Genomic DNA, 25,488 nt, shown 5'->3' with positions numbered 1-25,488 from the left:
GTGTCAGGTCCCGCCGGCCGCCCGCTGCTGCCGCAGTGCCGCCACCCGGCGGTACAGTTCGGCCGCCGCTGCGCCGTGGCCCAGCCGGTCCAGGCAGTGCGCCTCGTCGTTGCGGGCGGCGAGGGTGTCGGCGTGGTCCGCGCCGAGGACGCGCTCACGGGTCTCGGCGACCCGCCGGTACTCGGTCAGTGCCTCCGCCCAGCGGCCCAGCCAGCCCAGGCCGACGGCGACCTCGCGGCGGCTGATCAGGGTGTCGGGGTGGTCGGCGCCGAGGACGCGCTCCCGCAGGGCGCACACGTCGCGGGACTCGGCGAGGGCCTCCACCCAGCGGCCGAGCCGGCCGAGGTTGACGCCGATGCCGTGCCGGGCGCGCAGGGTCTCGGGGTGGCTGGGCCCCTGGACGCGGGTGCGGTCCTCGACCAGGCCCCGGTAGTGGTCGAGGGCCTGGCCGGTGTGGCCGAGCCTGCCCAGGCCGATCCCGATCTCGTGGCGGGCCGCGAGGGTGTCGGCGTGGTCCGGGCCGAGGGCCCTGGCGCGGGCCTCGGCGACCTCGCGGTAGGTCTCCAGGGCCTCCGTCCAGCGGCCCAGCTGACCGAGGGTGTAGGCGACTTCGTACCGGGTGACGAGGGTGTCCGGGTGCTCGGGCCCGAGCACCCGGGCGCGGGCGGCGGCCACCTCGCACGCCATGCCGTACGAGTCCTCCAGACGGCCGAGCCTGCTGAGGTTGAACGCGAGGTTGTGGCGGCAGCGCAGGGTGTCGGGGTGGTCGGGTCCCATGGTCCGCTCGCGGTCGGCGAGCACCGAGAGATAGACCTGGTGGGCGTCGAAGGGGCGGCCCGACTGGGCGAGGACGTACGCCATCTCCTGGCGGACGGCGAGGGTGTCGGGATGATCGGCGCCGAGCGCGCGGATGCGGGCCTCGGCCACGTGCTTGTACTCGCGCAGCGCTTCGGCGGCGCGGCCGGTGCGGCTGAGGGTGAACGCGACCTCGTAGCGGCTGGCGAGGGTGTCGGGGTGGTCCGGGCCGAGCAGGTGCTCGCGCTCGGCGGCGACCGCGCGGTGCACCTCCCCCGCCTCCGTCCAGCGGCCGAGGCGTCCCAGGCTCAGGCCCGCGTTGTGCCGCCCGGCCAGGGCGGTCAGCGCCTCCGGTGACGGGGTGGGCCGCTCCCGCGGTGCGGGCCGCGCGCGGGAGGCGGTCTCGGGGCGGGCGACCCACTCGCCGGACAGGCCGGCCGCCGGGTCGGGCGGCGTGGTGCGCAGTCCGGTGCCGGCCGCCTTGTGCCCGGTGGTCATGCCGCGGGTCCAGGAGGGCATCCGGGCCGCGCGCCCCGGCGTCCCGGGCTCACCGGCGCGTGGCGCGCGGATCGCGCGCCCGGTCGCCTCGGGCGGGCCGGTGAGCCCCGGCCCGGCCGCCACCGCGGCCGGCACCGCCCGCAGCGCCTCGATGCGGCGGCCGAGTTCGCGGGCGCTGTCCGGCCGTCCACCGGGCTCCTTGGCCAGCAGGTCCAGGATGATGCGCTCCAGCCGCTCGGGCAGTTCGGCGCGGTGGCCGCGCGGCGGCCGGGGCGGTGTGTCGCGGTGGCCGACGAGGATCGCCCAGGCGTCGTCGAGGTCGAACGGCGGTACGCCGGTGGCGATCTCGTACAACACACATCCGAAGGAGTACAGGTCGCTGCGCCGGTCGACCTCCGCGCCGCTGATCTGCTCCGGCGACATGTAGTGCGGGGTGCCCATGGCGACGCCGGTGCCGGTCAGCCGGGACGTGAAGCCGATGTCGTGGCCGAGCCGGGCGATGCCGAAGTCGCAGATCTTCACGGTGCCGTCGTCCAGCCGCACGATGTTGGCGGGCTTGAGGTCCCGGTGCACGATGCCCTGGTCATGCGTGTAGGCGAGCGCGGCGGCGACCTGCTCGGCGATCTCCACCACCTCGTCCACCGGCAGCGGATGCTGCTTGTTGTCCTCCAGGAGCTGGCTCAGGTCGCGGCCCTGGAGCAGTTCCATCACCAGATACAGCACGCCCTCGGACTCCCCGAAGTCGTGCACGACGGTGATCCCGCGGTGCTGCAGGGCCGCGGCCACCCGCGCCTCACGGCGGAACCGCTCGCGCAGCACCCGGCTGAACGACTGATCGTGCTGCGGGGCCAGGGGCTTGAGGCACTTGACGGCGACCTGCCGCCCCAGTGACTCGTCCCGTGCCCGCCACACCTCCCCCATGCCGCCGCGCCCGATCCGGTCCAACAGCCGGTACCGGCCGTGAATCAGCCCGCTGTCCCCCATCTCCTCAGCCCGCCCCCGTCGCAGTCCGTCGCGCCCTCCCCTGGCTCGTCCAGTATGGCGACAACTCGCCCGAGTTTGTACGGGGCCGGGCGCGTCCCCCGCCGTGCGGCTCCGCGGTCCCCTCGGCCGGTCAGTTCAAGGTGGCGAGGAATTCCGTGCAGGCCCGTGCGCAGGCGCGGCACGCCTGTGCCGCCTGTTCCGCCCCGGAGTGCTCGTCGAACGTCTGCGCGCTCTCCAGGCACACCTGCCGGCACCACTCCACCTGGATCCGGATGGTCGCCTCGTCCACCTGGTTCTGCTCGGACAGCACCCGGCAGGTCGCGTCGCACACCTCCGCGCACAGGATGCCCTTGCGTCGTACGAGTTCCTGCTTCTCGGCGCCGTCCGGGTCCACGAGACTCGCCCGCATCGCACAGGCCCGCGCGCATTCGGTGCACGCCTGGGCACAGGCGAAACGGTCCTCCAGAAACCGGAACAGCTCCTGCTGCGATGTCGTCGTCACACCGCAGCGGGTAGCCGCGGCCACGGCGGTCAAACCCGGTGCCCGCACGGGTTCCGCACGGCTTCCCGGGGCCCGACCGGGGCCCGCGGGCCGGCCGTGGAGCAGTAGAGCGACGGCGAAGACGAACAGGCCTCGAACGAAGCATCCGATGGGGCTTCTGTGCGGCGTCCGCCCGGCGCCCCGACATCGAGGGGCGGCCGCGGACGACGAGGGGATCCGCGAGGCGAACCGCACCCGGACGCCGCGTGCGTCACGGCGAGGTGAGCCGGTTCGTGACCAGGACCGGGGGTACCCGCGAGCCATGATGAACACCTCTTGGATGGAAACGGCCGACCTCGCGGCGGGCCGCGGCGCCCTCGGTGCCGGACTCATAGTGGCGGGTGTGGTGGTCCTGGCGCTGCTGATCGGCATGTTCGTCTTCGGCAGCCGCCGGGTCAGGAAGAGCACGGTGCGCCGGCCCCGGCCCGATGAGCAGCCCCGGATGCCGGAGGGCGGCCCGGTCCACGAGGTCCGGGAGCGGCGGGAGCCGGACGAGATGCCCAGAAGCGACGAGCGCCTGTCACCGCACCAGCTCAAGGACCACGGCAACGCCGGGAGCCGCACGAGCGCGTCGCAGGAGCGGCCGCGCTGGGACGAGGGCGGCAGCGGGGGGTTCGGCAGCGGAGGTCCGGGCCGCCACTGACCGTCCGCTCCCCCGGGCCACCGACGCCCTCGCAACGTCGTACACAGGGAAGTGAGAACCATGGCGGATCCCGCCCGCAACACCCTGCCGCTGCCGGACTACGACCATCTGCCCCTCGGCGGGCTGGAGAGCCGCGTCCGCTCGCTGTCCGCGGACGAGGTCGAGGAGCTGCTGGCCTACGAGCGCTCGCACGCCGACCGGGTTCCGGTGACCGAACTGCTGACGGCCCGGCTGGAGCAGTTGCGCGGGGGCGCCGAGCCGACCTCCGGCGACCCGGACGCGCTGCGCCCCGAGCAGGGCACCGGCCGTGCCGGGTCCCCGGTCTCACCGGCGACCTCGCCGCAGCCGTTCGGCCCGCCGCCGCACGGCACCCCGGACCAGCGGGGCAAGCCGAAGGGTGACCGTACGTAGGCAGGACCGGCCACCGCCCGCCGTACAGGGGCGGGTCGCGCTCCCCTCGACCGCTTCCGACGCGGTCGTGGGGGCACGACCCGCCCCTACGCGTGTGCGAGGTGAGGTGGATCACAGCGCTTCGGTGCATCGTTTCGCGGGGCCAAGAGTCTTTGTCTGAGGTGCAAGAGGTTGTTCGAACGCGGGGCGGTGGGAATGGAGCGGTTTCGGGCCGACGGCTTCGACGAGTTCGTGGCCGCCCGTTGGTCGACGCTGCTCCATGTCGCGCGGCTGCTGACCGGCGGCGACCGGCAGCGCGCCGAGGACCTCGTCCAGGAGGCCCTGGTGAAGCTGTGGTTCGCCTGGCCGAAGGTCGCCGAACAGGCCCCCGATGCCTATGTGCGCCAGATCCTGGTGCGGATGGCCGCCCGTTCGGCCCGGCGGCGCTGGTGGGGGGAGCGACCGATGGGTGAACTGCCCGACCGGCCCGGACCGGGCGACTTCTCCTCGGCCGTCGCGGAACGCTCGCGGCTGGAGGCCGCGCTGGCCCTGCTGCCGCCCCGGCAGCGGGCCGCGGTGGTGCTGCGCTACTGCGAGGACCTGCCGGAGAGCCAGGTGGCACAGGCCCTCGGCTGTCCGGTGGGCACCGCCCGCTCCCACGCGTCGCGTGGAGTGGCGCGGCTGCGGCAGATCCTGTCCGACTCCGTCAGGCCCGTGAGGTGAGGGGAGAAGCGATGGACGACTTCGAGCGGGAGCTGACGCGCATGATGCGCGACTCCCGGCAGCAGGCCCCCTTCGCGCCCGAGAGCCGGCGGCGCCTGTACGACGGCATCCGGGCCCGCCGCCGGTCCCGGACGCTGTGGAAGGCCGGGGGCTCGGCGCTCGCGGTGACCGGGCTCGGCATCGGGCTGGCGCTGCTGCCGGCCACCGGCTCCCGGCCCGCCGACCACCGGCCCCTGCCGGCGACCAGCCCGACGCCGCCCCCGGCACCCCCGACGCCGACGACGTCCGCCCCGAGCACGTCCCAGCCACCCACGAGCACGCCCGGGACCACGATGTCCGGCACCACGGCACCCGGGTACGGCGGCACGCCGACCTCTCCCCCGCCGTCCGCCACGCCCGGCGCCGGCAGCCGGACGACGACACCCCGGACTCCTCCGGTCTCCTCCCTGCCGCCGACCGCCCCACCGTCGACGGAGCCGGCGCGAGGGCCCTCCGCCTCGGCCGGTGACGCATCGGCCGGCAGCGGTTAGCGACCGCACCGCCGACCCTGCCCGTGGGCGACCCCGCCCCCGGCCGTTCCACCCGACCACCCACCTCGGGCGCCCGAGGCATGCCCCCACCGGGGCCCCTGCCCTGCCGTACGCCGGAAAGAGACCGTGATCCCGTCATGAGAACCGCGAGGCGGTCGACACCGATCGACCGCCGCACATCCGCCACGTCCGCGGCCCTGGTGGCGCTGCCGCGCCGGGCGCCGCTGCCGGCGCACCACCCGGCACCCGTCCTGGACGTGGTCGTGCCCGTGCACAACGAGGAGAACGACCTGGAGCCCTGCGTCCGTCGGCTCCACGCGCACCTCGCGGAAACCTTCCCCTATCCCTTCCGGATCACCATCGCCGACAACGCCAGCACGGACCGCACCCCGCGGATCGCCGAGCGCCTGGCCGGGGAGCTGCCCGGGACCGACTGGATACGGCTGGCCGAGAAGGGGCGCGGCCGGGCCCTGCACACCGCCTGGTCGCGGTCGTCCGCCCCGGTGCTCGCCTACCTGGACGTGGACCTGTCCACCGATCTCGCGGCCCTGCTGCCGCTGGTGGCCCCGTTGATCTCCGGGCACTCGGACATCGCGATCGGCACCCGGCTGGCCCGCGGCTCCACGGTGGTGCGCGGGCCGAAGCGGGAGTTCATCTCCCGCTGCTACAACGGGCTGCTGCGCGGCACCCTCGCCGTCGGGTTCTCGGACGCGCAGTGCGGCTTCAAGGCGGTGCGGCGGGACGTCGCCGAGCGGCTGCTGCCGCTGGTCGAGGACCGGGAGTGGTTCTTCGACACGGAGATGCTGGTGATAGCCGAGCGGGCCGGGCTGCGCATCCACGAGGTCCCGGTGGACTGGGTGGACGACCCCGACAGCCGGGTGGACATCCTGGCGACGGCGCTGGCGGACCTGCGCGGCATGGCCCGGCTCGGGCGTGCGCTGGCCGGCGGGCGGCTGCCCCTGGCCGCACTGCGCCGCGCCGAAGGGCTCGACGAGGCCGCGGGGCTGCCGCCCGCCCTGGTTCCCCAGCTGCTCCGCTTCGCCGCCGTCGGCGTCGCCAGCACGCTGTTCTACCTGCTGCTCTACAGCATGCTCCGGCCCGCGACGGGCGCCCAGGCGGCCAACGCGCTCGCCCTGCTGGCCAGCGCCGTCGCCAACACCGCCGCGAACCGGCGGCTCACCTTCGGGGTGCGGGGCCGCGGCGACGTGCTGCGCCACCAGCTCAAGGGCCTGGTGGCCTTCCTGGTCGGCCTCACCCTCACCAGCGGTTCGCTGGCCGCCCTGCACAGCACCGCGCCCGGGGCCGGCCCCCGCGTGGAGCTGCTGACGCTGATCGCCGCCAACCTCGCCGCCACCCTGCTGCGCTTCCTCCTCCTGCGGGCCTGGGTGTTCCCCGGCCACCGCTCCCGCCGTTCGACAGGACCCTCCACCTCATGACCACCGTTGGGACAAGCCAGGCCGGCCCGGCCCCGACATCCGCGCCCGAGCCCGACCTTCCCCCGCCGGCTTCCCCGGCCCCGCGCGAGCGGCTGCGCCGCGCCGCCGCGCACTACGGACCCGTCCTCGCGATGTACGGCGTGCTGAAGTCCGTGGGCTTCGCCGTGTTCATGTACCTGCTGGACTCGGCGGGCGACTTCCGCGAGAAGCATCCGCGCTTCGGTGGCGGCGCCCACACCTGGGACGTACTGGGCAGCTGGGACGGCTGGTGGTACCAGCAGATCGCCCTGCACGGCTACGACCCGGCGCTGGAGCCGGTGCCCGGCGCCACCGGACTGATCACCCTCAAGGGCAACTCGGCGGCGTTCTTCCCGCTGTACCCGGCGCTGATGCGGATGGTCTCGGAGGTCACGGGGCTCGGCCCGTACGGCGCCGGAATGGCCGTGTCCGTCGTGTTCTCCTTCGTCGCGGCGCTCGGCATCTACGCCGTCACCGCCCGGCTCGGGGGGCGCAGGGCCGGTCTGGTCGCCGTCGGCCTGTGGGCGGTGTGGCCCGGTTCCGGCGCGGAGTGGGCGGTGTACTCCGAGTCCGTGTACACGGCGCTGGCCGCGTGGGCCTGCTATGCCGTGATGACCCGCCGCTGGCTCACCGCCGGGGTGCTGACCTTCACCGCCGGACTGGCCCGGCCCACCGCGGTCACCCTGGTCGCCGCGCTCGCCGTCGCCGGGCTGCTCGCGGTGTGGCGGCGTGAGGAGGGCATACGCCGCCCGCTGATCGCGGTGGTGATCGCCCCGCTGGGCGCGGCCGGCTACCTGGGCTGGGTCGGATACCGCATGGGCGACTGGGGCGGCTACAACAAGCTCCAGGACGGCGCCTGGGCCCACAAGTTCGACTACGGCCGGCACACCCTCGACGTGCTCACCTCCGTGCCCGTGGGGCACTTCGACTACCTGTTCGCCATGCCCCTGGAGGACACGATCGGGGTCGGGGTGGTGCTGCTGGTGCCGGTGCTGACGGTGCTGCTGCTGCGGCTGCGCCCACCCGCCGTGCTCGTCGTCTACACGGTGCTGTCGTACCTGATGGTGATGGCCACCCAGCAGTACTTCGGCAACGTCTCCCGCTATCTGCTCCCGCTGTTCCCGCTGTTCATCCCGCTCGCGCTGGCCATGCGCCGGCTGAAGTGGCCCTCGCTGGCCACGGTGCTGGGCACGGCGGCCCTGGCCTCCGGGTCGTACGCGGGATACGTCCTGTTCGAGCTCGGCGTGCCGTAGGCCGCGGCCCTCAGGGTCAACGGGGGGGCGACGACGGGTTACCCGGGTCGTCGCCCCGCCTGCGACGCGCGGTGAGTGCCGGGGCGTCAGCCGTCCCGGGTCAGGGACCGCACCCGGAATCCGCCGCGGCCGTCGAACCGTACTTCGCGGACGGCGTCGAATCCGTCCGCGCGGGAGGGGCGGCGCAACCGCTTGACGGTGGCGTGGATCCCGATGTCGGGGACCCGGTGGCGCCCCTGCCGCAGGGCGTTGCGCGCCAGGGAGCCCGGCAGGTCCGGCGGGAACCAGTACGCGGTGACGGTCGCGCCGTGGGCGTGCCCGGCGGCGATGAGGGGCCGCCATTCCCCGGGGGACGGATTGGTGTTGTCGACCGCCACCGATCTCCCGGAGTTCAGCGCCTCGTCCACCAGACGCATCTGCCGGTCCTGCTTGCGCCGGGCCGCCCGGGGCATCAGGTCCTTGCCGACCGGCTCGTAGCGCCCGGACAGACACCGCTCGCAGAACGTCGACTTCCCGGACGCCTGGAGCCCCACGAGGACGGCCACGTCCGGCACCGCCGGTGCGCGGTGTGGTCGGTCGGATGCCACGGTGATCCGCGTACCCGTGCCTGCTCCCGGCAAGCGTGACCGTCACCGGGTCCGGCTCGCCGGCCCGCGGGTTCGGGTGCACCCGCTCGGGTACTCGAAGGGTCCCTCCGGCGATGAGGCCGTACGGGGGACGAGGCCCTACGGGGACGAGGGAGGAACGCGGGATGTCTCCCCACGCAGAAGCTCCCACAGCGGGTTCCCTGGGGGACCGTCGCGCCTCCGCGCGCACCGCGCGGCTGCGGAGCCGGATCCCCGAACCCGACGAGGAACCGGACCTGCTGGGCCAGTACCTGAGACAGATCGCCGCGACCCCGCTGCTCGGCGCCGAGGACGAGGTACGGCTGGCGCAGCGCATGCAGGCCGGTGAGCAGGCCCTGGAGGCGATGCGGCGGGCCGAGTCCGCGGGTCGCGAACTGATGCCGCGGCGGCGCAGGGAAGCGCAGGAGGCGGTACGGGACGGGCAGGCGGCCAAGGACCACATGGTGCGGGCCAACCTCCGGCTGGTGGTGTCGATGGCCAGGCGCCACACCCACCGCGGACTTCCGCTCCTGGATGTCATCCAGGAGGGCAACCTGGGGCTGATCCGGGCCGTGGAGAAGTTCGACTCCACCAGGGACTTCACGTTCTCCACCTACGCCACCTGGTGGATCCGCCAGGCCATCGAGCGCGGCCTGGCGGCGCACGCCCGTACGGTGCGGCTGCCGATGCACGTCGTGGAGCAGTTGCGCGAACTCGCCAGGGTGGAGCGGCTCCTGCGACTGCGCCTGGATCGTGAGCCCACCACCGAGGAGGTGGCCGGGGAGAGCGGTCTCGCCGTCGACAGGGTCGGCCGGCTGCGTCGCGTCGGACGGGACGCGGTCAGTTCGGACACGCCGGTGGACGAGACCGGCGAGACCGTGGTCGGCGACCTCATCCCCGACACGGAGGTGCTGCGCGCGCCGGAGGTCGCCGAGTACCGGGCGCTCGCCGAGGAGCTGCGGGAGGCCATCGGTGTCCTGGAGCCCCGCGAGGCGATGATCCTCAGCCTCCGCTTCGGCCTGCACGACGGCCGGACCCGCACTCCGGGGCAGGTGGCGAAGCAGGTCGGCCTGACCGGTGAGCGCGTACGACAGCTGGAGAAGGAATCACTCGCCCGGCTGCGGGCCCCCGAGACGCGGGACCGGCCGGCCGCGTGGGCGGGCTGACGTCGCGGACCTTGGGTGGCCGGGATGGTGACGCTGTTCCTGTGCGGCGACGTGATGCCCGGGCGTGGCGTCGACCAGATCCTTCCGCATCCGGGCGATCCCGCGCTGAGGGAGGGCTTCGTCCGGGACGCCCGCGACTACGTGGAGCTGGCGGAGGCCGTGAGCGGCCCGATTCCCCGCCCGGTTCCGTTCGCGTGGCCGTGGGGCGAGGCGTTGCGGCTGCTCGAGGACGCCGCCCCGGACGCGCGGATCATCAACCTGGAGACCTCCGTCACGCGCAGTGACGCGTTCGCGCCCGGGAAGGCCGTGCACTACCGGATGCACCCGGCCAATGTGCCCGTTGTGGCGGCGGCCCGGCCCGACGTCTGCGTCCTGGCCAACAACCACGTACTGGACTTCGGCCGCCCGGGTCTTTGGGAAACGCTGGACGCGCTGGGGGGCGCGGGTCTGCGGGCGGCGGGCGCGGGCCGGGACGCCGACTCGGCGTACGCGCCCGCGGTGGTCCCCGTCGAGGGCGGCCGGGTGCTGGTGTTCGCCCTGGGGACGATGTCGAGCGGCATCCCGCCGAGCTGGACGGCGACGGCCGAGCGGTCCGGTGTGGCGTACCTCCCGGAGCCGTCGGCCACCACGGCCGCCGTCGTCGTCGACCGGGTGCGGCGGACGAAACGCCCGGGCGACATCGCGGTCGTGTCCGTGCACTGGGGCTCGAACTGGGGCTACCGCGTGCCGCGGAACCAGATCCGCTTCGCCCGCGCGCTGGTCGACGGCGGTGTCGACGTCGTCCACGGCCACTCCTCGCACCACCCCCGCCCGGTCGAGATGTACCGCGGCCGCCTGATCCTGTACGGCTGTGGGGACTTCGTGGACGACTACGAGGGCATCTCCGGTTACGAGGAGTACCGCGACGACCTCCGGCTCGCGTATCTGGCGTCGGTCGCCGCGGACACCGGGCGGACGGCCGGGCTGCGCATGGTGCCGCTGCGGGCGCGGCGGATGCGGCTCGAAGCCGCCGCGGACGACGAGCGGGCGTGGCTGCGGGAGACGCTCGACCGGATCAGTGACGTTCCCATCGCCCTGGACCCCGACGGCACGCTCACCCTCGCCCCACCGCCCGTCCCCCGGTGACCGTTCCGCCGCGCGAGCCGGCGGCACCCGTGCGAGGCTGAGGCAGGAGGTCCCCGCATGACGGACGACATCGCTCGAGCGGCCGGGCACACCGATCCCCCGCCCCGCATGGGCTTCTTCACGGACACCTCGGTGTGCATCGGCTGCAAGGCGTGCGAGGTGGCGTGCAAGGAGTGGAACGCGATCCCCGAGGACGGCCTCGAGCTGACCGGCATGTCGTACGACAACACCCAGGGCCTCGGCGCCGACACCTGGCGGCATGTGGCCTTCGTCGAGCAGCGCAGGCCGCTGGGCGGCGCGGCGTCCGGGGCCGGCGACGTCGACGTCTTCGACGCGGCCCGCGATCTCGCCCCCGCTCCCGGGAACGGCGAGCTGCGCTGGCTGATGTCCTCCGACGTGTGCAAGCACTGCACCCGTGCCGCCTGCCTCGACGTGTGCCCGACCGGCTCACTGTTCCGCACGGAGTTCGGCACGGTGGTCGTGCAGGAGGACATCTGCAACGGCTGCGGCTACTGCGTGACCGCCTGCCCGTACGGCGTCATCGACCAGCGGCCCGGCGACGGACGCGCCTGGAAGTGCACCCTGTGCTACGACCGGCTCGGCGTCGGCATGGAACCCGCCTGCGCCAAGTCCTGCCCGACCGATTCCATCCAGTTCGGCCCCCTGGAGGAGCTGCGCGAGCGTGCGGCGGACCGGGTGGCGCAGCTGCGGGCGGCCGGTGTCGACGACGCACGCCTGTACGGCGAGGACCCCGAGGACGGTGTCGGCGGCGACGGCGCGTTCTTCCTGCTGCTGGACGAGCCGGAGGTGTACGGGCTGCCGCCCGATCCGGTCGTCTCCACCCGTGACCTGCCCACGATGTGGCGGCACGCGGCGGCGGCCGCCGCCTCGCTCGCCGCGCTGGCCGTCGTGAGCTTCGCCGGGAGGCCGCGATGAGCGGTGCCCCCCGGGACGCGGTGGAGGGCGCCGGGCGCCGTCGCCGCCGCCGCGGACGCGGCGAGCAGGCCGTGGTCCCGGACGCGGAGTTCGCCTCGTACTACGGTCGGCCGATCCTCAAGAGGCCCCGCTGGAGGCCTTTGGACATCGCGGGCTACCTCGCCCTCGGCGGCCTCGCCGGGGCGTCCTCGCTGCTGGCCGCGGGGGCGGACGCCACCGCCCGGCCCGCGCTGGCCCGCACGGCGAAACTGGGGGCGGCGGGGGCGATCTCCCTCTCCCTGGCGGCGCTCGTGCACGACCTGGGCCGTCCTTCCCGCTTCCTCAACATGCTCCGCGTCGTCAAGCCGACGTCCCCGATGAACCTGGGGTCGTGGCTGCTGGCGGGCTACGCACCGCTCACGATGGCCGCGGCCGCCGCCGATGTCGCGGGCCGGTACCGGGCCGTGGGCGCCGCCGCCACGGCGTCCGCCGCCGCCCTGGGTCCGGCGGTGGCGACCTACACCGCCGTGCTCGTCTCCGACACCGCCGTGCCGGCGTGGCACGGCGGCCGGCGCGACCTGCCCTTCGTGTTCGCCGGCTCGGGCGCCACCGCGGCGGCCGGTCTGGCCCTGGTCGCGGCGCCGGGCGAAGAGACGGGCCCGGCGCGCCGTATGGCCGTACTGGGCGCCGTGCTCGAACTGGGTGCCTTCCAGCTGATGAAGCGGCGCCTCGGACTGGTGGCCGAACCGTACGAGGAGGGCCGGCCGCGGGCGATGCTGCGCGCCGCCGAGGCGCTCACGGCCGGTGGCGCCGCACTGGCGGTGTGCGCGGGCCGGCGTGGCCGGGCGCGCGCCGTCCTGGCCGGTACGGCCCTGCTGGCCGGTTCCACGGCCATGCGGCTGGCCGTGTTCCACGCCGGTGTGGCCTCGGCCGAGGATCCCAAGTACACGGTCGTACCGCAGCGGGAGCGGCTGGAGGCCCGGTCACGGGACGGTGACGGCCGGCCGTAGTGGGTGATCAGGAATGGGCTGCGAGGAGTGGGGTACTCCGCCACGGCGGTCGGTGCTCCGGAAAGGGCAGACGTCATGGGCGTACGCACGTGGATCGATTCCTGGCCGGTCTACCGCCAGCTCAAGGGCACCGACCCGCTGGGCCGCGGCGCAGCCGCCAAGAGCGGGGCGAGCGCGCGGCTCACGCCCCGGGTCGCCACGGCGGACCGGGTCGTGAAGTCGGTCTGCCCGTACTGCGCCGTCGGCTGCGGTCAGAACGTGTACGTCGAGGACGGGCGTGTCACCCAGATCGAGGGCGACCCCGACTCCCCCGTCTCGCGCGGCCGGCTGTGCCCGAAGGGCGCCGCCAGCCTGCAGCTGACCACCGGCGGGGCGCGCGAGCACCATGTGCTCCACCGCCGCCCGCACGGCACCACCTGGGAGCGCCTGGACCTCGACACGGCGATGGACATGATCGCCGACCGGGTGATCGAGGCCCGCCGGGCGGGCTGGGAGTGGGAGGTCGAGCAGAGCCGCACCCGGCGCACCCTCGGCATCGCGAGTCTGGGCGGGGCCACGCTCGACAACGAGGAGAACTACCTCATCAAGAAGCTGTTCACCGCGCTCGGAGCCGTGCAGATCGAGAACCAGGCGCGTATTTGACACTCCTCCACCGTTCCCGGTCTGGGAACCTCGTTCGGCCGCGGCGGCGCGACCACCTTCCAGCAGGACCTGCAGCACTCCGACTGCATCGTCATCCAGGGCTCGAACATGGCCGAGTGCCATCCGGTCGGGTTCCAGTGGGTGATGGAGGCCAAGGCCCGCGGAGCGAAGGTGGTCCACGTCGACCCGCGGTTCACCCGCACCAGCGCCCTGGCCGACGTGCACGTACCGCTGCGGGCCGGCTCGGACATCGCCTTCCTCGGCGGGATCATCAACCACGTCCTGCGCACCGACGCGTACTTCAGGGACTACGTGGTCGCCTACACCAACGGGCCGGTGGTGCTGCGGGAGGACTTCCGCGACACCGAGGATCTCGACGGTGTCTTCTCCGGGCTCGATGCCGACAGCCGCAGCTACGACCCGAGTACCTGGCAGTACCGGGGCACCTCGGTACAGGCCTCCTCCGGCCGGCGGGACCTGCGGTTCGATGAGCGCACCGGGGCCGCCCCCAGCGTCTCGGAGGCCGCGCGCGGTGAGTCCCACGGCTCCGGCGGCCCCACGACCCCGGGCGGCGAACCGGAACGCGACGAGTCGATGACCCACCCCCGGTGCGTCCTGCAGGTCCTCAAGCGGCACTACGCCCGCTACACGCCCGAGATGGTCGAACGGATCTGCGGTGTCCCCCAGGACCTGTTCCGCCAGGTGTGCGACCTGGTCACCGAGAACTCCGGACGGGACCGCACCACCGCCTTCGCCTACGCGGTCGGCTGGACCCAGCACACCGTCGGCGTCCAGTACATCCGCGCGGCCTCCGTGCTGCAGAGCCTGCTCGGCAACATCGGCCGGCCCGGCGGCGGCATCCTCGCGCTGCGCGGACACGCCTCCATCCAGGGCTCGACGGACATCCCCACCCTGTTCAACCTGCTGCCCGGGTACATTCCGATGCCCCACGCCCACCACCGGCAGGACCTGGACGCCTTCGTCCGGGCGGACGCGGCGCGCAAGGGCTACTGGGGCAACATGCGCGCCTACCTGGTGAGCCTGCTCAAGGCGTACTGGGGTGACGCGGCGACCGAGGAGAACGACTTCTGCTTCGACTACCTGCCGCGGCTGACCGGCTCCCACTCCACGTACGAGACGGTCATGGCCCAACTGGAGGGCACCTGCAAGGGCTACTTCCTCATGGGTGAGAACCCCGCGGTCGGCTCCGCCAATGCCAAGCTGCAGCGCCTGGGCATGGCCAACCTGGACTGGCTCGTCGTGCGGGACTTCTCCCTCATCGAGTCGGCCACCTGGTGGCAGGACGGACCGGAGATCGAGACGGGCGAGCTGCGCACCGAGGACATCGGCACGGAGGTGTTCTTCCTGCCGGCCGCCGCGCACACCGAGAAGGACGGCAGCTTCACCAACACCCAGCGCCTGCTGCAATGGCACCACCAGGCCGTCGAGCCTCCCGGTGAGGCGCGCAGCGACCTCTGGTTCACCTTCCACCTCGGGCGGATCATCCGGCGGAAACTCGCCGCGTCCACCGACCCGATGGACCGGCCGCTGCTCGACCTGACCTGGGACTACCCCACGGTGGGCGAGCACGCCGAGCCGGATGCCGAGGCCGTCCTGGCCGAGATCAACGGACGCGACGCCGAGGGCACCCCGCTCGCGAGCTCCGAACAGCTGAAGGACGACGGATCCACCTCGTGCGGCTGCTGGATCTACTGCGGTGTCCGCGCCGACGGCGTCAACCAGGCGGACCGCCGCACACCGGGCGAGCAGCAGAACTGGGTCGCCGCCGACTGGGGCTGGGCCTGGCCCGCCAACCGCCGGGTGCTGTACAACCGGGCCTCCGCCGACCCGGACGGCAGGCCGTGGAGCGAGCGCAAGGCGCTGGTGTGGTGGGACGCGGAGCGAGGCGAGTGGACCGGTCACGACGTGCCGGACTTCCCGAAGGACAAGGCCCCCGGCCACCGGCCCCCGAAGGACGCGACCGGGCCTGAGGCGCTGTCGGGCACCGACGCGTTCATCATGCAGGAGGACGGCAAGGCCTGGCTGTATGTGCCGTCCGGACTCACCGACGGACCGCTGCCGGCGCACTACGAGCCGCAGGACTCGCCGTTCCCCAACCTGCTGTACGGCAGGCAGCGCAACCCGGTACGGCATCTGCCGCCACCGCACCCGGACAACCGCTACCAGCCGAGCGGCGGCGAGCCGGGCACCGAGGTGTTCCCCTACGTGGCCACCACCTACCGGCTCACCGAGCACCACACGGCGGGCGGCATGTCCCGCTGGCAGCCCTATCTGGCCGAGCTGCAACCGGAGTTCTTCTGCGAGGTGTCACCGCAGCTCGCCGCCGAGCGCGGCCTGGAGCACACCGGCTGGGCGACGATCGTCAGCGCCCGCGCCGTCATCGAGGCACGGGTGCTCGTCACCGACCGCGTGCCGCCGCTGACCGTGCACGGCCGCACCCTGCACCAGGTGGGGCTGCCCTACCACTGGGGCCCGAACGGCTACAGCACGGGGGACGCGGCCAATGAGCTGCTGCATCTGTCCCTCGACCCCAACACGCACATCCAGGAGGCGAAGGCGTTCGCCGTGGACATCCGGCCGGGGCGCCGGCCGAGGGGCCCGGCCGCCCCGGAGCTGGTGCGCGCCTACCGGGAGCGGGCGGGCATCGACGAGCACACCGGTACCGAACCGTGAGCGGCGCGGCGCCGTCGGCTCACTTCAGGACGACGGAGTGCGCGCCCCTGCGGACCAGTTCCCCGACGACCGGGGCGCCCGGCACCTCGCCCGCCACCAGCAGCCCGCCCGAGGTCTGGGCGTCGGCCAGGAGCAGACGGGTGCCTGCGTCCGCGGACCCGAAGTCGGTGAAGGGCTCCACCCATTCCAGGTTCCGCCTGGTGCCACCGCTGACGTAGCCGTCCCGCACCGCCTGCCGGGCCCCGTCGAGGTAGGGCACGGCCGCGGTGTCGATCACCGCGGTGACGTCCGAGGCGCGGGCGAGCTTGTGCAGATGGCCGAGCAGGCCGAAACCGGTGACGTCGGTGGCGCAGACCGCGCCGGCGGCCAGGGCCGCGGCCGAGGCGTCCCGGTTGAGCGTCACCATCGTGGCCACCGCCTGTTCGAACCGCTCGCCGGTGGCCTTGTGCCGGTTGTTCAGCACGCCCAGTCCGAGGGGCTTGGTGAGCGACAGCGGCATACCCGCGCGGCCGGTGTCGTTGCGCAGCAGCCGGTCCGGGTCCGCGAGGCCGGTGACGGCCATCCCGTACTTGGGTTCCGGGTCGTCCACGCTGTGCCCGCCGCCCACGTGGCAGCCCGCCTCGGTGGCGATGTCCAGCCCGCCGCGCAGCACCTCACGCGCCAGCTCGAAGGGCAGGACGTCACGCGGCCACGCCAGGAGGTTGACGGCGACAAGCGGCCGCCCGCCCATCGCGTACACGTCGGACAGTGCGTTGGCGGCGGCGATGCGCCCCCAGTCGTAGGGGTCGTCCACGACGGGCGTGAAGAAGTCGGCGGTGGCGACCACGGCCCGGGCCGCGGTGCCGCCGCGCGCCGGCAGGGAGACCACGGCACCGTCGTCCCCGGTGGCCGTCCCGACCAGCAGCGGGGTGTCACCGGGTGCCGGCACCGGACCGGAGAGACCGCCCAGCACGTCCTCCAGCTCTCCGGGCGGGATCTTGCAGGCGCAGCCGCCGCCGTGCGCGAACCGGGTGAGGCGTACGGGCGTGTCGGACGAGAGGTGCATACGTGGCTCCTGAGGGTGGGTCGGGTCGGGGTGTCCCGGTGGGTGAGCCGGTAGCCTGGGCGTGCGATGGAGGCGTGTGGGTGCCTGGTGGCCCTCCCGGTCTTCAAAACCGAGGTGCCCGAGGATCTCGGGCAGGCGGGTTCGATTCCCGTCCGCCTCCGTTCTCCGCGTCGTCCCGGCAGCGCCGGCACCGCTCGTCCACCCGCTCGGTCAAGCCCCGCTCGTCGAGGAACTCCAGCAGCGGTACGGCCACCCGGCGGGTGGTGTCCAGGGCCCGGCGGGCCTGGCTGAGGGTGAACGGCTGGGGCAGACCGCGCAGTACGGCGGCGGCGCGGGCGTCCGCTCCCGGCAGCAGGACGATGCCGTCGGCGACCCGCAGCAGCGCACCGGCCGAGACGGCGGCGGCCAGCTCCCTGCGGGTCAGGCCCAGTTCGGCCAGCCGGCCGGCCTCCGGGGCGCGGAAGGGCGAGTGCCGAAGCTCCTCGCGCAGGGCGTCGACGGCTGCCCTGACCGGGGGCGGAAGGACGGGCCCCGCCTGTCCGGGTCCGTGCAGCCGCCCTTGGCCGCGGCGCAGCGGTACCGTGCCCGGGACGTCGGCGAGCGCGTCGACCAGGGCCCGGTCGGGCAGGTCGAGCAGCCTCCTGGCCGCCTCGGTGGGCAGCCCGGGGTCCAGCGGATGCCGCGCCGCGTGCCGTTCCACCTCGGCGCCGAGCCGGTGCCGCAGGGCCGCCCAGTGCCCGGGGTCGGCCAGCCAGTCCCCGGCGACGGGTGGCACGGGGGCGGGTGCTCCCATGGCCTCCAGCTCCGAGCGGCGGACGAGCCGGCGCCGTCGCAGTTCCGCCGCGCCGTCCGGGCGGCCGGTCATGCCGGCCAGTGCGGCCGCTCTGGCCCGGGCCGCTCCGCGCCGGGTCAGCTCCGGCGGCCGGACGTCCAGGACGGTCACGCCGCACGCGGTGCGCCGGCCCCCACCGGGTTCGCGCAGCACCGCCCGGTCACCGATCCGCAGGGGCAGCCTCCGAGCCGTCGTCAGTCGGGCCGTGTCCTCGCCGAGCGGTCGGACGGTCACCGGCACCGCGGCGGTACCGATGTGCAAGGTGGCCTCGCGGGGAAGGTCCTCGACGGGCGTCCCGGTGACACGGGCGTCGACGGTCGAGGTGAGCAGCCAGCGGTCCGGCGTCAACAGCACCTGTCCGCGGCCGAGTACGGCATCGGGTGCCCCGTGCACGTTGACCGCCACGCGCGCCACGCCGCCGACGGCGGTCCGGTCCTCCCGCAGGCACTGCAGTCCCCGTACCCGCAGCCCGGTCGCGCCGTCCCCCGTCACCAGCCGGTCGCCGACGCGCAGGGTGCCCGCGCCGAGGGTGCCGGTGACGACCGTGCCGTGACCGCGCACGGTGAACGCGCGGTCGAGCCACAGGCGTACGTCCGCGTCGGCGGGCGGAACGGGCAACGCGCGGACCAGCGCGGCGAGTTCGCCGCGCAGCTCCTCCAGTCCGGCGCCCGTCACCGCGCTCACCGCGACGGACGGCACCGCGCCGAGGGAGGTGGCGGCCATGCGTGCGGCGGCGTCCGCGCGCACGGGCCCGGGATCGGCCAGGTCGCTGCGGGTCACGGCGAGCACGGCGTGGCGCACTCCGAGGGCGTCCAGGATCTCCAGGTGTTCCTGCGACTGCTCCTGCCAGCCCTGGTCGGCGGCCACCACGAACAGCACGGCCGGTACGGGGCCCACGCCGGCCAGCATGGTGGCGACGAACCGTTCGTGGCCCGGCACGTCGACCAGGGCCAGGTGCTCACCGTCCGGCGGGCGGAGCCGGGTCCACACGAAGCCGAGGTCCAGGGTCAGGCCGCGGCGCCGCTCCTCCTCGAACCGGTCGGGTTCCATCCCGGTCAACGCCCGGGCCAGGGCGGACTTTCCGTGGTCGACGTGCCCGGCGGTGGCCAGCACCCGCATGTCGCCCTACCTCCCCTCGACCGACCGGACCGCCTCGGCCAGCCGATCGTCGTCCGGTGCCGGCACCGCCCGCAGATCGAGCAGGCACCGCCCGGCCTCCAGGCGCCCCACCACGGGGACCGGTCCGGTGCGCAGGGCCGCGGCGTACCTCTCCGGCAGCGACAGCGCGGCACTGGCCAGTGTCACGCCGGGTGCTCCGCCGCCGCCCACCGTCGCCGAGGTGGCCACGGCGCGTACGTCGATGCCGTCGGCCTTCAGCCGCGCGGCGAGCCGCTCGGCGCGGTGCCTCAGCCGTGCCGGGTCGGCGCCGAGTGCCTCGGCGGTCGGGGTCGCGGGGCCGGTCAGGGTCGCCTCCAGGGCCGCCAGGGTCAGCTTGTCCACGCGCAGGGCGCGGGCGAGCGGGTGGCGGGACAGGGCGCCGATCAGATCCTCGCGCCCCAGGAGCAGTCCGCACTGCGGTCCGCCGAGCAGTTTGTCGCCGCTCGCCGTGACCAGCGCCGCGCCCGCCGTCAACTGCGTCCGCGCGTCCGGTTCCCCGGGCAGCAACGGATGCGGGGCCAGCAGTCCGGACCCGATGTCGACGACGACCGGGACGCCCAGTGCCGCGAGTTCGCCGACGCCCGGGGCGTGCGTGAACCCGGTGATCCGGAAGTTGGAGGGGTGCACCTTCAGCACGAAGGCCGTCTCCGGTCCGATGGCCTCGGCGTAGTCGGCGGCCGTGGTGCGATTGGTGGTTCCCACCTCGCGCAGCCGGGCGCCCGTGGAGACCAGCAGGTCGGGCAGGCGGAAACCGTCACCGATCTCGACCAGTTCCCCCCGGCTGATGACGATCTCCCTGCCCACGGCGAGGGCGGTGGCGGCCAGGACCAGTGCGGCGGCCCCGTTGTTGACGAGGTGCGCGGCGGCGGCGGCCGGCACCGCGGCGCGCAGGGCGGCCAGGACGGTGCGGCCCCGGCGCGCCCGGACGCCGGAGTCCAGATCCAGTTCGACGTCGGTGGGTCCGGCGGCCTCCCGCACGGCCTGCCGGGCCGCCGCGGACAGCGGGGCCCGGCCGAGGTTGGTGTGCAGGACCACGCCGGTGGCGTTGATCACCGGCCGCAGTCCGCTCACCGACCGCGGCAGCAGGGCCACGGCCGTGTCGGCCACGGCGTCCGGCGGCACGGCGCCCTCACGCGCCCGCTGTTGTGCCCGGTGGACCGCCGACTTCACCTGTCCCGTGCCGAGCCGGCGGGCCGCCCGGAGCAGGCGTGGATCGCGCAGTACGGCGTCGGTACGCGGAATCCGCCGCCGTACGTCCGCGCCGGCTCGTCGCGGCGCCTTCTCGTCGTCCGGTTCAGGCGCGGTCCGCTGTTCCACCCGACTCCTCCGTTCAGGCCCGGCTCCCGGCCGGCCGGTCCCTCATCGTCCACCAGTGCTTCCGGCCGGAAACACGACACGCCGGACCATCGGGACGGCATCTCACCAGCGGGGGCCTTGGGTCCTCCCGGCGGACGCGGGACTCCCCCGCGGTCCGGAGGCCGGCCCGGGCGAGCGTGCCGTCCCCGAAGGAGCCGCCCACGCCTCCCGGGGGTCGCACGGTCGGGGCGGGGCGGCAGGAGCCCGGTCCGTCGGGGGCGCTTCCCGGCCGCCTGCGCCGGTTCACCCGCCGGCGCTGTCGCCGGCTCCCGCGCCGGGGCGGTCGGCACGGTGGCGGGAGCCGGGCAGCATCTCCTGCACCTTGGCCTTGAGGCCCTGTTTGACCACGGAGGCGCGGTCGCTGTCCCCCTGGAGCACGGCCGAGGCCGCGGCCTGGATCTGGTCCCATTCGGCGTGCGGGGGGATCGGCGGCACGGCCGGGTCGGTGCGGAAGTCGATGACGAAGGGCCGGTCGGCCGTCAGCGCCCGGTCCCAGGCCGCCTCGACCTCATCCGGCTTCTCCACACGCACCCCCTCGAGCCCGATCCGCTGTGCGATCTCGGCGTACGGCAGGTCGGGGAGGTGCTGCGACTCCTCGAACTGCGGTGCTCCGGACATCGCCCGCATCTCCCAGGTGACCTGGTTCAGGTCATGGTTGTTGAGGACGGCCACGACGAGGCGGGGATCGGCCCACTCCCGCCAGTACTTGGCGGCCGTGACCATCTCCATCATGCCGTTCATCTGCATGGCGCCGTCGCCGACGAGGGCGATGGCGGGGCGCTCCGGGTGCGCGAACTTCGCGCCGATGGCGTAGGGCACACCGGGTCCCATGGTGGCGAGGGTGCCCGAGAGGGAGCCGCGCATCCGTCCGCGCAGCCGCAGATGGCGGGCGTACCAGTTGGCGGCGGATCCGGAGTCGGCCGTGACGATCGCGTCGTCGGGGAGCCTGCCGTCGAGGGCGTGCACCACGTACTCCGGGTTGACCGGGTCGGCGTCCACGGCGGCGCGCCGCTGCATGACCTCCCACCAGCGGGCGACGTTCTTCTCGACCTTCTCGCGCCAGGGCCGCTTCTTCTTGCGGCGCAGCTGCGGGAGGAGCCGGCGCAGCGTCTCGCCCGCGTCCCCGACGAGGTTCACCTCGAAGGGGTAGCGCAGGCCGATCATGTGCGGGTCGATGTCGATCTGCACGCCCCGCGCCTGGTCCAGCTCCGGCATGAACTGGGTGTAGGGGAAGCTGGAGCCGATCATCAGCAGGGTGTCGCAGCCCTGCATCAGCTCGTAGGAGGGACGGGTGCCGAGCAGGCCGATGGCTCCGGTGACGTAGGGCAGGTCGTCGGGGAGCACGTCCTTGCCGAGCAGCGCCTTGGCGACGCCGGCGCCGAGGACGTCGGCCAGTTCCTCCACTTCGGCGCGGGCGCCGCGGGCGCCCTGTCCGACGAGGACGGCGACCTTGTCACCGGCGTTGAGCACGTCGGCCGCCCGTTCGATGTCGGCGTCGTCGGGGACCGGGGCGTACCGGCCGAGTCCCATGCTGGACGGCACCATCTTGAAGGCGTGCGTCGGCGGGCTGTAGTCCAGTTCCTGGACATCGGCGGGGATGATGACCGCGGTGACCGTGCGCCGCGCGTACGCGGTGCGGATGGCGCGGTCGATGAGGTTCGGCAGTTGCTCCGGCACCATCGCCGTCTCGCAGAACTCGGAGGCGACGTCCTTGTACAGGTTCTGCAGATCGACTTCCTGCTGGTACGAGCCGCCCATGGCGCTGCGGTTGGTCTGCCCGACCAGCGCGACGACGGGAACGTGGTCGAGCTTGGCGTCGTACAGGCCGTTGAGGAGGTGGATCGCGCCGGGCCCGGAGGTGGCCGCGCAGACGCCGACCTTGCCGGAGAACTTGGCGTAGCCGACGGCCTGGAAGGCGGACATCTCCTCGTGCCGGGACTGGATGAACCGCGGGTGGTCGTCGGCCCGTCCCCATGCCGCCAGCAGACCGTTGATGCCGTCGCCCGCATAGGCGAAGACGTGGTCCACCTCCCACTCGCGCAAGCGCTGAAGGATGTAATCGGAAACCTTCATGCCGGCCATCGACCTTCCGTTCCGCTGACACGCGTCCGTTCGGTCGGCCGCGCATCACGCTGCCAGGGGAGGTGCCGGGTTCCGTGCGGTGCCCGGCACAAACGTCGGGACCGCGGCCCCGCCCGGGTCATGAGGTCCGGCCCACCGGTGGTCACCATGGTCGAGCTCGCCCGCCGGACCGGCCTCCACGAGCCCGGCATCCGGCGCGCCCTCGCCCGGCACGACGAGCGACGCCCCCTGATGAACGACTGACCCCGGGACCCCACCCACAGGTCCCGGGGCCGGTGATCGCCGTTACGCCGCCTGCGGCTGCAGGAAGCGGGCCAGCAGATCGTCCAGGCTCACCATGCCGGTGAGCCGGCCGGAGTCGTCGCGGACCACGGCGAGCGAGGCCCTGCGGCGGCGCAGCAGGTCGATCGCGTCGGCGACCGTGGCGTCCTCGGGCAGCTCGGGCACCGGGCGGGCCAGAGCGCGGGCGCTGGTGGGACGTCCCCCGGCGCGGGCGCGGGCCACCACGGCGTCACGGGCGTGCACCGAGCCGAGGACCGTGTCCTGCTCGCGGACCAGGAGCCGGGTACGGTCGCGCGCCGCGGCCACCCTCAGGATCTCGTCGAGATCGGCGCCGCCGTCGACCGAGATGATCTCGTCGGCGGGTACCTGGAGTTCCCGTACCGGGGTCTCGGGCTCGGTCAGCGAACGCGTCAGCAGTTCCGAGTCCGTCTCACTGATCAGGCCGAGCCGCTCGGACTCGGTCACCAGGTGGGTGAGCTGCTCCCGGTTGTGCACCGAGGCCAGCTCGTCGCGCGGGGTGACGCGGCACAGCCGTACCAGGCCGTTGCTCACCGCGTTGAGCAGCCGGATCAGCGGGCGTACGGCCTTCACCACGGCCCGGAAGGGCGGCGAGAGCAGCATCGCGGACCGCTCGGGGTGGGCGATGGCCCATGACTTGGGAGCCATCTCGCCGACGACCATGTGAAGGAACACGACCACGATCATGGCGACGGCGAAGGCGATGCCGTAGCTGAGTGCACCGGGCAGGCCCAAACGGTGCAGTATCGGGTCGAGTTCGTGCGAGATCGCGGGCTTGGACACCGAGCCCAGGCCCAGGGTGCACACGGTGATGCCCAACTGGGCGCCGGCCAGCATCAGCGACAGCTCCCGCATGCCGGCCAGGGCGGCCCTGGCGCCGCGCCGGCCCTCGGCGGCGGCCTTCTCCATGCGGTGGCGTTTGGCGGCGACCAGCGCGAACTCGGCGGCCACGAAGAACCCGCTGCCGATCAGCAGCAGCACGGTGACGAAGAGCGCCATCGGGAAACTCATGCCTGCTCCTGCGTCTCGTGAGCCAGTCGCTGGATGCGCACGCGGTCGGGTACGTGCCGGTCGAGGGTGCGCACGTCGATCACGGCGGTGCCGCCGTCGGGCAGCGTGAGCGTGAGCCGGTCCCCGATGGCCGGGAAGCGGCCGAGCCGGTCGACGATCAGGCCGGCCACGGTGTCGTAGTCCTCTTCCTCGGGCAGCCCGACACCGGTGGTCTCGGCCACCTCGTCCAGCCGGCGGCCGGCGTCGACCAGCCAGCCGGCGCCGTCCGCGACGGCGACCTCGGTGACGGTGTCGGACTCGTCGGCGATGTCGCCGACGAGTTCCTCGGCGATGTCCTCGTAGGTGACGATGCCGGCCAGGCCGCCGTGCTCGTCCAGGACCACCGCGAACTCGTCGCCGCGTTCCCTCATCCGGGTCACGGCGTCGGGCAGCGGCAGGGTGTCCGGCAGCAGCAGCGGCTGCCGGGCGACCGCGCCGGCCGTGGTGGCCGTCAGGCGGTCCGCGGGCAGGCGCATCAGCTCGGCCACGCCGAGGACACCGCCGACGTCGTCGGGGTGGTCGCCGAGCACCGGGTAGTTGGAGTGGCCGTGCTCGGCGATCAGGTCGACCGCTTCGGCGGCGGTGGCGTCCTTGCGGACGAAGACGGCGTCCACGCGGGGCACCATCACCTCGTCCAGCGTCCGGTCGGAGAACTCCAGGGCGTGGTCGAGCAGGGCCGCGGTGTCCTTCGGCAGCGCGCCCCGCTCGTGGGACTCGCCGATCAGGTGGCCCAGCTCCTCCAGGGTGGCGCCGTGGTGCAGCTCCTCCACCGGTTCGATACCGGCCCTGCGCAGCAGCCTGTTCGCCGCCGCGTCGAAGATGTGCACGAGCGGGCCGACGATCCTCAGATACGCCAGCGTGGATGCGGCCAGTGCCTTGGCCAGCCGCTCCGGCACGGCGATGGCGAGGTTCTTCGGGGCCAGCTCGCCCAGCACCATCTGTACGACGGTGGCCAGCACGAAGGCCAGGACGACCGAGATACCGCTCACGGCCGCGTCGGGGATGCCCAGCCCCGACAGCACGGGCCTGAGCAGCGCGGACACCGACGGCTCGGCGATGAAGCCGACCACCAGTCCGGTCACGGTGATGCCGAGCTGCGCGCCCGACAGCATGAACGACAGCCGCTCCAGCACCTTCAGGGCGCGGGCGGCCTTGCGGTCCCCGGACGCGGCCTCACGGGCGAGGGCGAGGCGGTCGGCGGAGACGTAGGCGAATTCCTGGGCGACGAAGTACCCGGTGCCGGCGGTCAGGACGAAGACGGCCAGCAGGCCCAGGAGGGCGTTCGCGGCACTCATCGAACACCATCCCGCCGCGTGCCGTGCTCAGTGATTGCCTGGCGGGATGGTCGGGGACTGTGCCCCGGGGGGTCCGTCGATCTGGCGGACAAGGGGTGGGCTCCTTTGCTGGGTGTACGGATGTGCGAACGCTTCCGGCCGGGTTCATGTTCCCGGGACCGGGTGGGACGGCGGTCACATGACGCCCGGTGCGGCCGGCCGGACCGGCTCGGACACGCGCCCGGGTGACCGTCTGCGACGCACCCGCCGCTCTACATTACTGTAGAGATTCTACTGCCCGGAGTGTGTTCACCGCGGGCTTCCCCCCCCGTTATGTTTTCCGCGGTCCTGCAACGGGGCCGCTGGCCTCCGGGCCCGGCATGACTGTGTCCCCCTGTCGAAGGCATGACCTGGGGGGTGGTG

General features: G+C 73.8%; 20 protein-coding genes, 1 tRNA gene and 1 pseudogene. 13 read left to right on the top strand and 9 right to left on the bottom strand.

The window, feature by feature from the left end; translation table 11 throughout:
• Nucleotides 1–3 precede the first annotated feature (3 nt).
• Nucleotides 4–2,277, bottom strand: coding sequence for a serine/threonine-protein kinase (locus IE178_RS27475; RefSeq protein WP_193514162.1), 2,274 nt, complete (start codon nt 2,275–2,277; stop codon nt 4–6).
• A gap of 130 nt (nt 2,278–2,407) precedes the next feature.
• Complete coding sequence (locus IE178_RS27470; RefSeq protein WP_193514161.1) at nt 2,408–2,779, bottom strand: four-helix bundle copper-binding protein; 372 nt, start codon at nt 2,777–2,779, stop codon at nt 2,408–2,410.
• Nucleotides 2,780–3,083: 304 nt separating this feature from the next.
• Between IE178_RS27470 and IE178_RS27465 the strand changes: the two genes are divergently transcribed.
• From IE178_RS27465 to IE178_RS27440, 6 genes are all read left to right on the top strand, one after another.
• Nucleotides 3,084–3,461, top strand: a complete 378-nt coding sequence (locus IE178_RS27465; protein ID WP_193514218.1) for a DUF6479 family protein — start codon at nt 3,084–3,086, stop codon at nt 3,459–3,461.
• A 60-nt stretch (nt 3,462–3,521) separates the two neighbouring features.
• Nucleotides 3,522–3,872: a DUF8129 domain-containing protein gene (locus IE178_RS27460; RefSeq protein ID WP_184761908.1), complete on the top strand. Its 351-nt coding sequence runs from the start codon at nt 3,522–3,524 to the stop codon at nt 3,870–3,872.
• A gap of 195 nt (nt 3,873–4,067) precedes the next feature.
• Nucleotides 4,068–4,574 (top strand): SigE family RNA polymerase sigma factor, encoded by a 507-nt coding sequence (locus IE178_RS27455; RefSeq protein ID WP_193514160.1) that lies wholly within the window; start codon nt 4,068–4,070, stop codon nt 4,572–4,574.
• Between the two features lie 11 nt (nt 4,575–4,585).
• A complete protein-coding gene (locus IE178_RS27450) occupies nt 4,586–5,104 on the top strand; it encodes a cellulase (protein WP_193514159.1) in 519 nt (172 codons plus the stop codon).
• A 137-nt stretch (nt 5,105–5,241) separates the two neighbouring features.
• The gene (locus IE178_RS27445) at nt 5,242–6,540 is read left to right on the top strand and encodes a bifunctional glycosyltransferase family 2/GtrA family protein (protein WP_184761911.1); all 1,299 of its coding nucleotides are present in this window, start codon (nt 5,242–5,244) and stop codon (nt 6,538–6,540) included.
• The gene (locus IE178_RS27440) at nt 6,537–7,811 is read left to right on the top strand and encodes a putative hexosyltransferase (protein WP_193514158.1); all 1,275 of its coding nucleotides are present in this window, start codon (nt 6,537–6,539) and stop codon (nt 7,809–7,811) included. The genes IE178_RS27445 and IE178_RS27440 overlap by 4 nt, the downstream gene beginning before the upstream one ends.
• Nucleotides 7,812–7,897: 86 nt before the next feature.
• On the opposite strand, the gene IE178_RS27435 is transcribed toward IE178_RS27440, so the two are convergent.
• Entirely contained in the window at nt 7,898–8,398 is a 501-nt protein-coding gene (locus IE178_RS27435) for an AAA family ATPase (RefSeq protein WP_229875422.1), read from the bottom strand.
• A 164-nt stretch (nt 8,399–8,562) separates the two neighbouring features.
• Between IE178_RS27435 and IE178_RS27430 the strand changes: the two genes are divergently transcribed.
• The 5 genes from IE178_RS27430 to fdh all read left to right on the top strand — a co-directional run bounded on the left by IE178_RS27430 (nt 8,563) and on the right by fdh (nt 15,968).
• Nucleotides 8,563–9,582 (top strand): sigma-70 family RNA polymerase sigma factor, encoded by a 1,020-nt coding sequence (locus IE178_RS27430; protein ID WP_193514157.1) that lies wholly within the window; start codon nt 8,563–8,565, stop codon nt 9,580–9,582.
• 24 nt (nt 9,583–9,606) lie between these two features.
• Nucleotides 9,607–10,707 (top strand): CapA family protein, encoded by a 1,101-nt coding sequence (locus tag IE178_RS27425; RefSeq protein WP_193514156.1) that lies wholly within the window; start codon nt 9,607–9,609, stop codon nt 10,705–10,707.
• Nucleotides 10,708–10,764: 57 nt separating this feature from the next.
• Entirely contained in the window at nt 10,765–11,643 is an 879-nt protein-coding gene (locus IE178_RS27420; RefSeq protein WP_193514155.1) for a 4Fe-4S dicluster domain-containing protein, read from the top strand.
• The gene (gene nrfD, locus IE178_RS27415; protein WP_193514154.1) at nt 11,640–12,632 is read left to right on the top strand and encodes an NrfD/PsrC family molybdoenzyme membrane anchor subunit; all 993 of its coding nucleotides are present in this window, start codon (nt 11,640–11,642) and stop codon (nt 12,630–12,632) included. The genes IE178_RS27420 and nrfD overlap by 4 nt, the downstream gene beginning before the upstream one ends.
• Before the next feature lie 75 nt (nt 12,633–12,707).
• Complete coding sequence (fdh, locus tag IE178_RS27410) at nt 12,708–15,968, top strand: formate dehydrogenase (protein ID WP_193514153.1); 3,261 nt, start codon at nt 12,708–12,710, stop codon at nt 15,966–15,968.
• 19 nt (nt 15,969–15,987) lie between these two features.
• On the opposite strand, the gene selD is transcribed toward fdh, so the two are convergent.
• Nucleotides 15,988–17,013 carry a selenide, water dikinase SelD gene (selD, locus tag IE178_RS27405; protein WP_193514152.1) on the bottom strand — a complete coding sequence of 342 codons (1,026 nt, stop codon included), beginning with the start codon at nt 17,011–17,013 and terminating at the stop codon, nt 15,988–15,990.
• A gap of 68 nt (nt 17,014–17,081) precedes the next feature.
• On the opposite strand from selD, the gene IE178_RS27400 reads away from it, so the two are divergent.
• Nucleotides 17,082–17,174 (top strand) — tRNA-Sec (locus tag IE178_RS27400).
• A 44-nt stretch (nt 17,175–17,218) separates the two neighbouring features.
• Here IE178_RS27400 and IE178_RS27395 read toward each other — a convergent pair.
• The 3 genes and pseudogenes from IE178_RS27395 to IE178_RS27385 all read right to left on the bottom strand — a co-directional run.
• A pseudogene (locus tag IE178_RS27395) lies at nt 17,219–18,964 on the bottom strand (SelB domain-containing protein); the annotation flags it as partial.
• A 6-nt stretch (nt 18,965–18,970) separates the two neighbouring features.
• Nucleotides 18,971–20,320, bottom strand: a complete 1,350-nt coding sequence (gene selA, locus IE178_RS27390; protein WP_193514151.1) for an L-seryl-tRNA(Sec) selenium transferase — start codon at nt 20,318–20,320, stop codon at nt 18,971–18,973.
• Between the two features lie 282 nt (nt 20,321–20,602).
• On the bottom strand, nt 20,603–22,432 hold the full coding sequence (locus IE178_RS27385) for a thiamine pyrophosphate-requiring protein (RefSeq protein WP_193514150.1): 1,830 nt from the start codon (nt 22,430–22,432) through the stop codon (nt 20,603–20,605).
• 129 nt (nt 22,433–22,561) lie between these two features.
• Between IE178_RS27385 and IE178_RS36265 the strand changes: the two genes are divergently transcribed.
• Nucleotides 22,562–22,684, top strand: a complete 123-nt coding sequence (locus IE178_RS36265) for a hypothetical protein (protein WP_318280275.1) — start codon at nt 22,562–22,564, stop codon at nt 22,682–22,684.
• Between the two features lie 42 nt (nt 22,685–22,726).
• Here IE178_RS36265 and IE178_RS27380 read toward each other — a convergent pair whose 3' ends face one another.
• Both IE178_RS27380 and IE178_RS27375 read right to left on the bottom strand, forming a co-directional pair.
• Nucleotides 22,727–23,752, bottom strand: coding sequence for a hemolysin family protein (locus tag IE178_RS27380; RefSeq protein WP_184761921.1), 1,026 nt, complete (start codon nt 23,750–23,752; stop codon nt 22,727–22,729).
• Entirely contained in the window at nt 23,749–25,086 is a 1,338-nt protein-coding gene (locus IE178_RS27375; RefSeq protein WP_184761922.1) for a hemolysin family protein, read from the bottom strand. The genes IE178_RS27380 and IE178_RS27375 overlap by 4 nt, the downstream gene beginning before the upstream one ends.
• Between the last annotated feature and the right edge of the window lie 402 nt (nt 25,087–25,488).

Source organism: Streptomyces griseoloalbus (assembly GCA_014650015.1).
Taxonomy (GTDB): Bacteria; Actinomycetota; Actinomycetes; order Streptomycetales; family Streptomycetaceae; genus Streptomyces; species Streptomyces griseoloalbus.
This window is presented reverse-complemented; position numbering and strand designations above follow the sequence as displayed.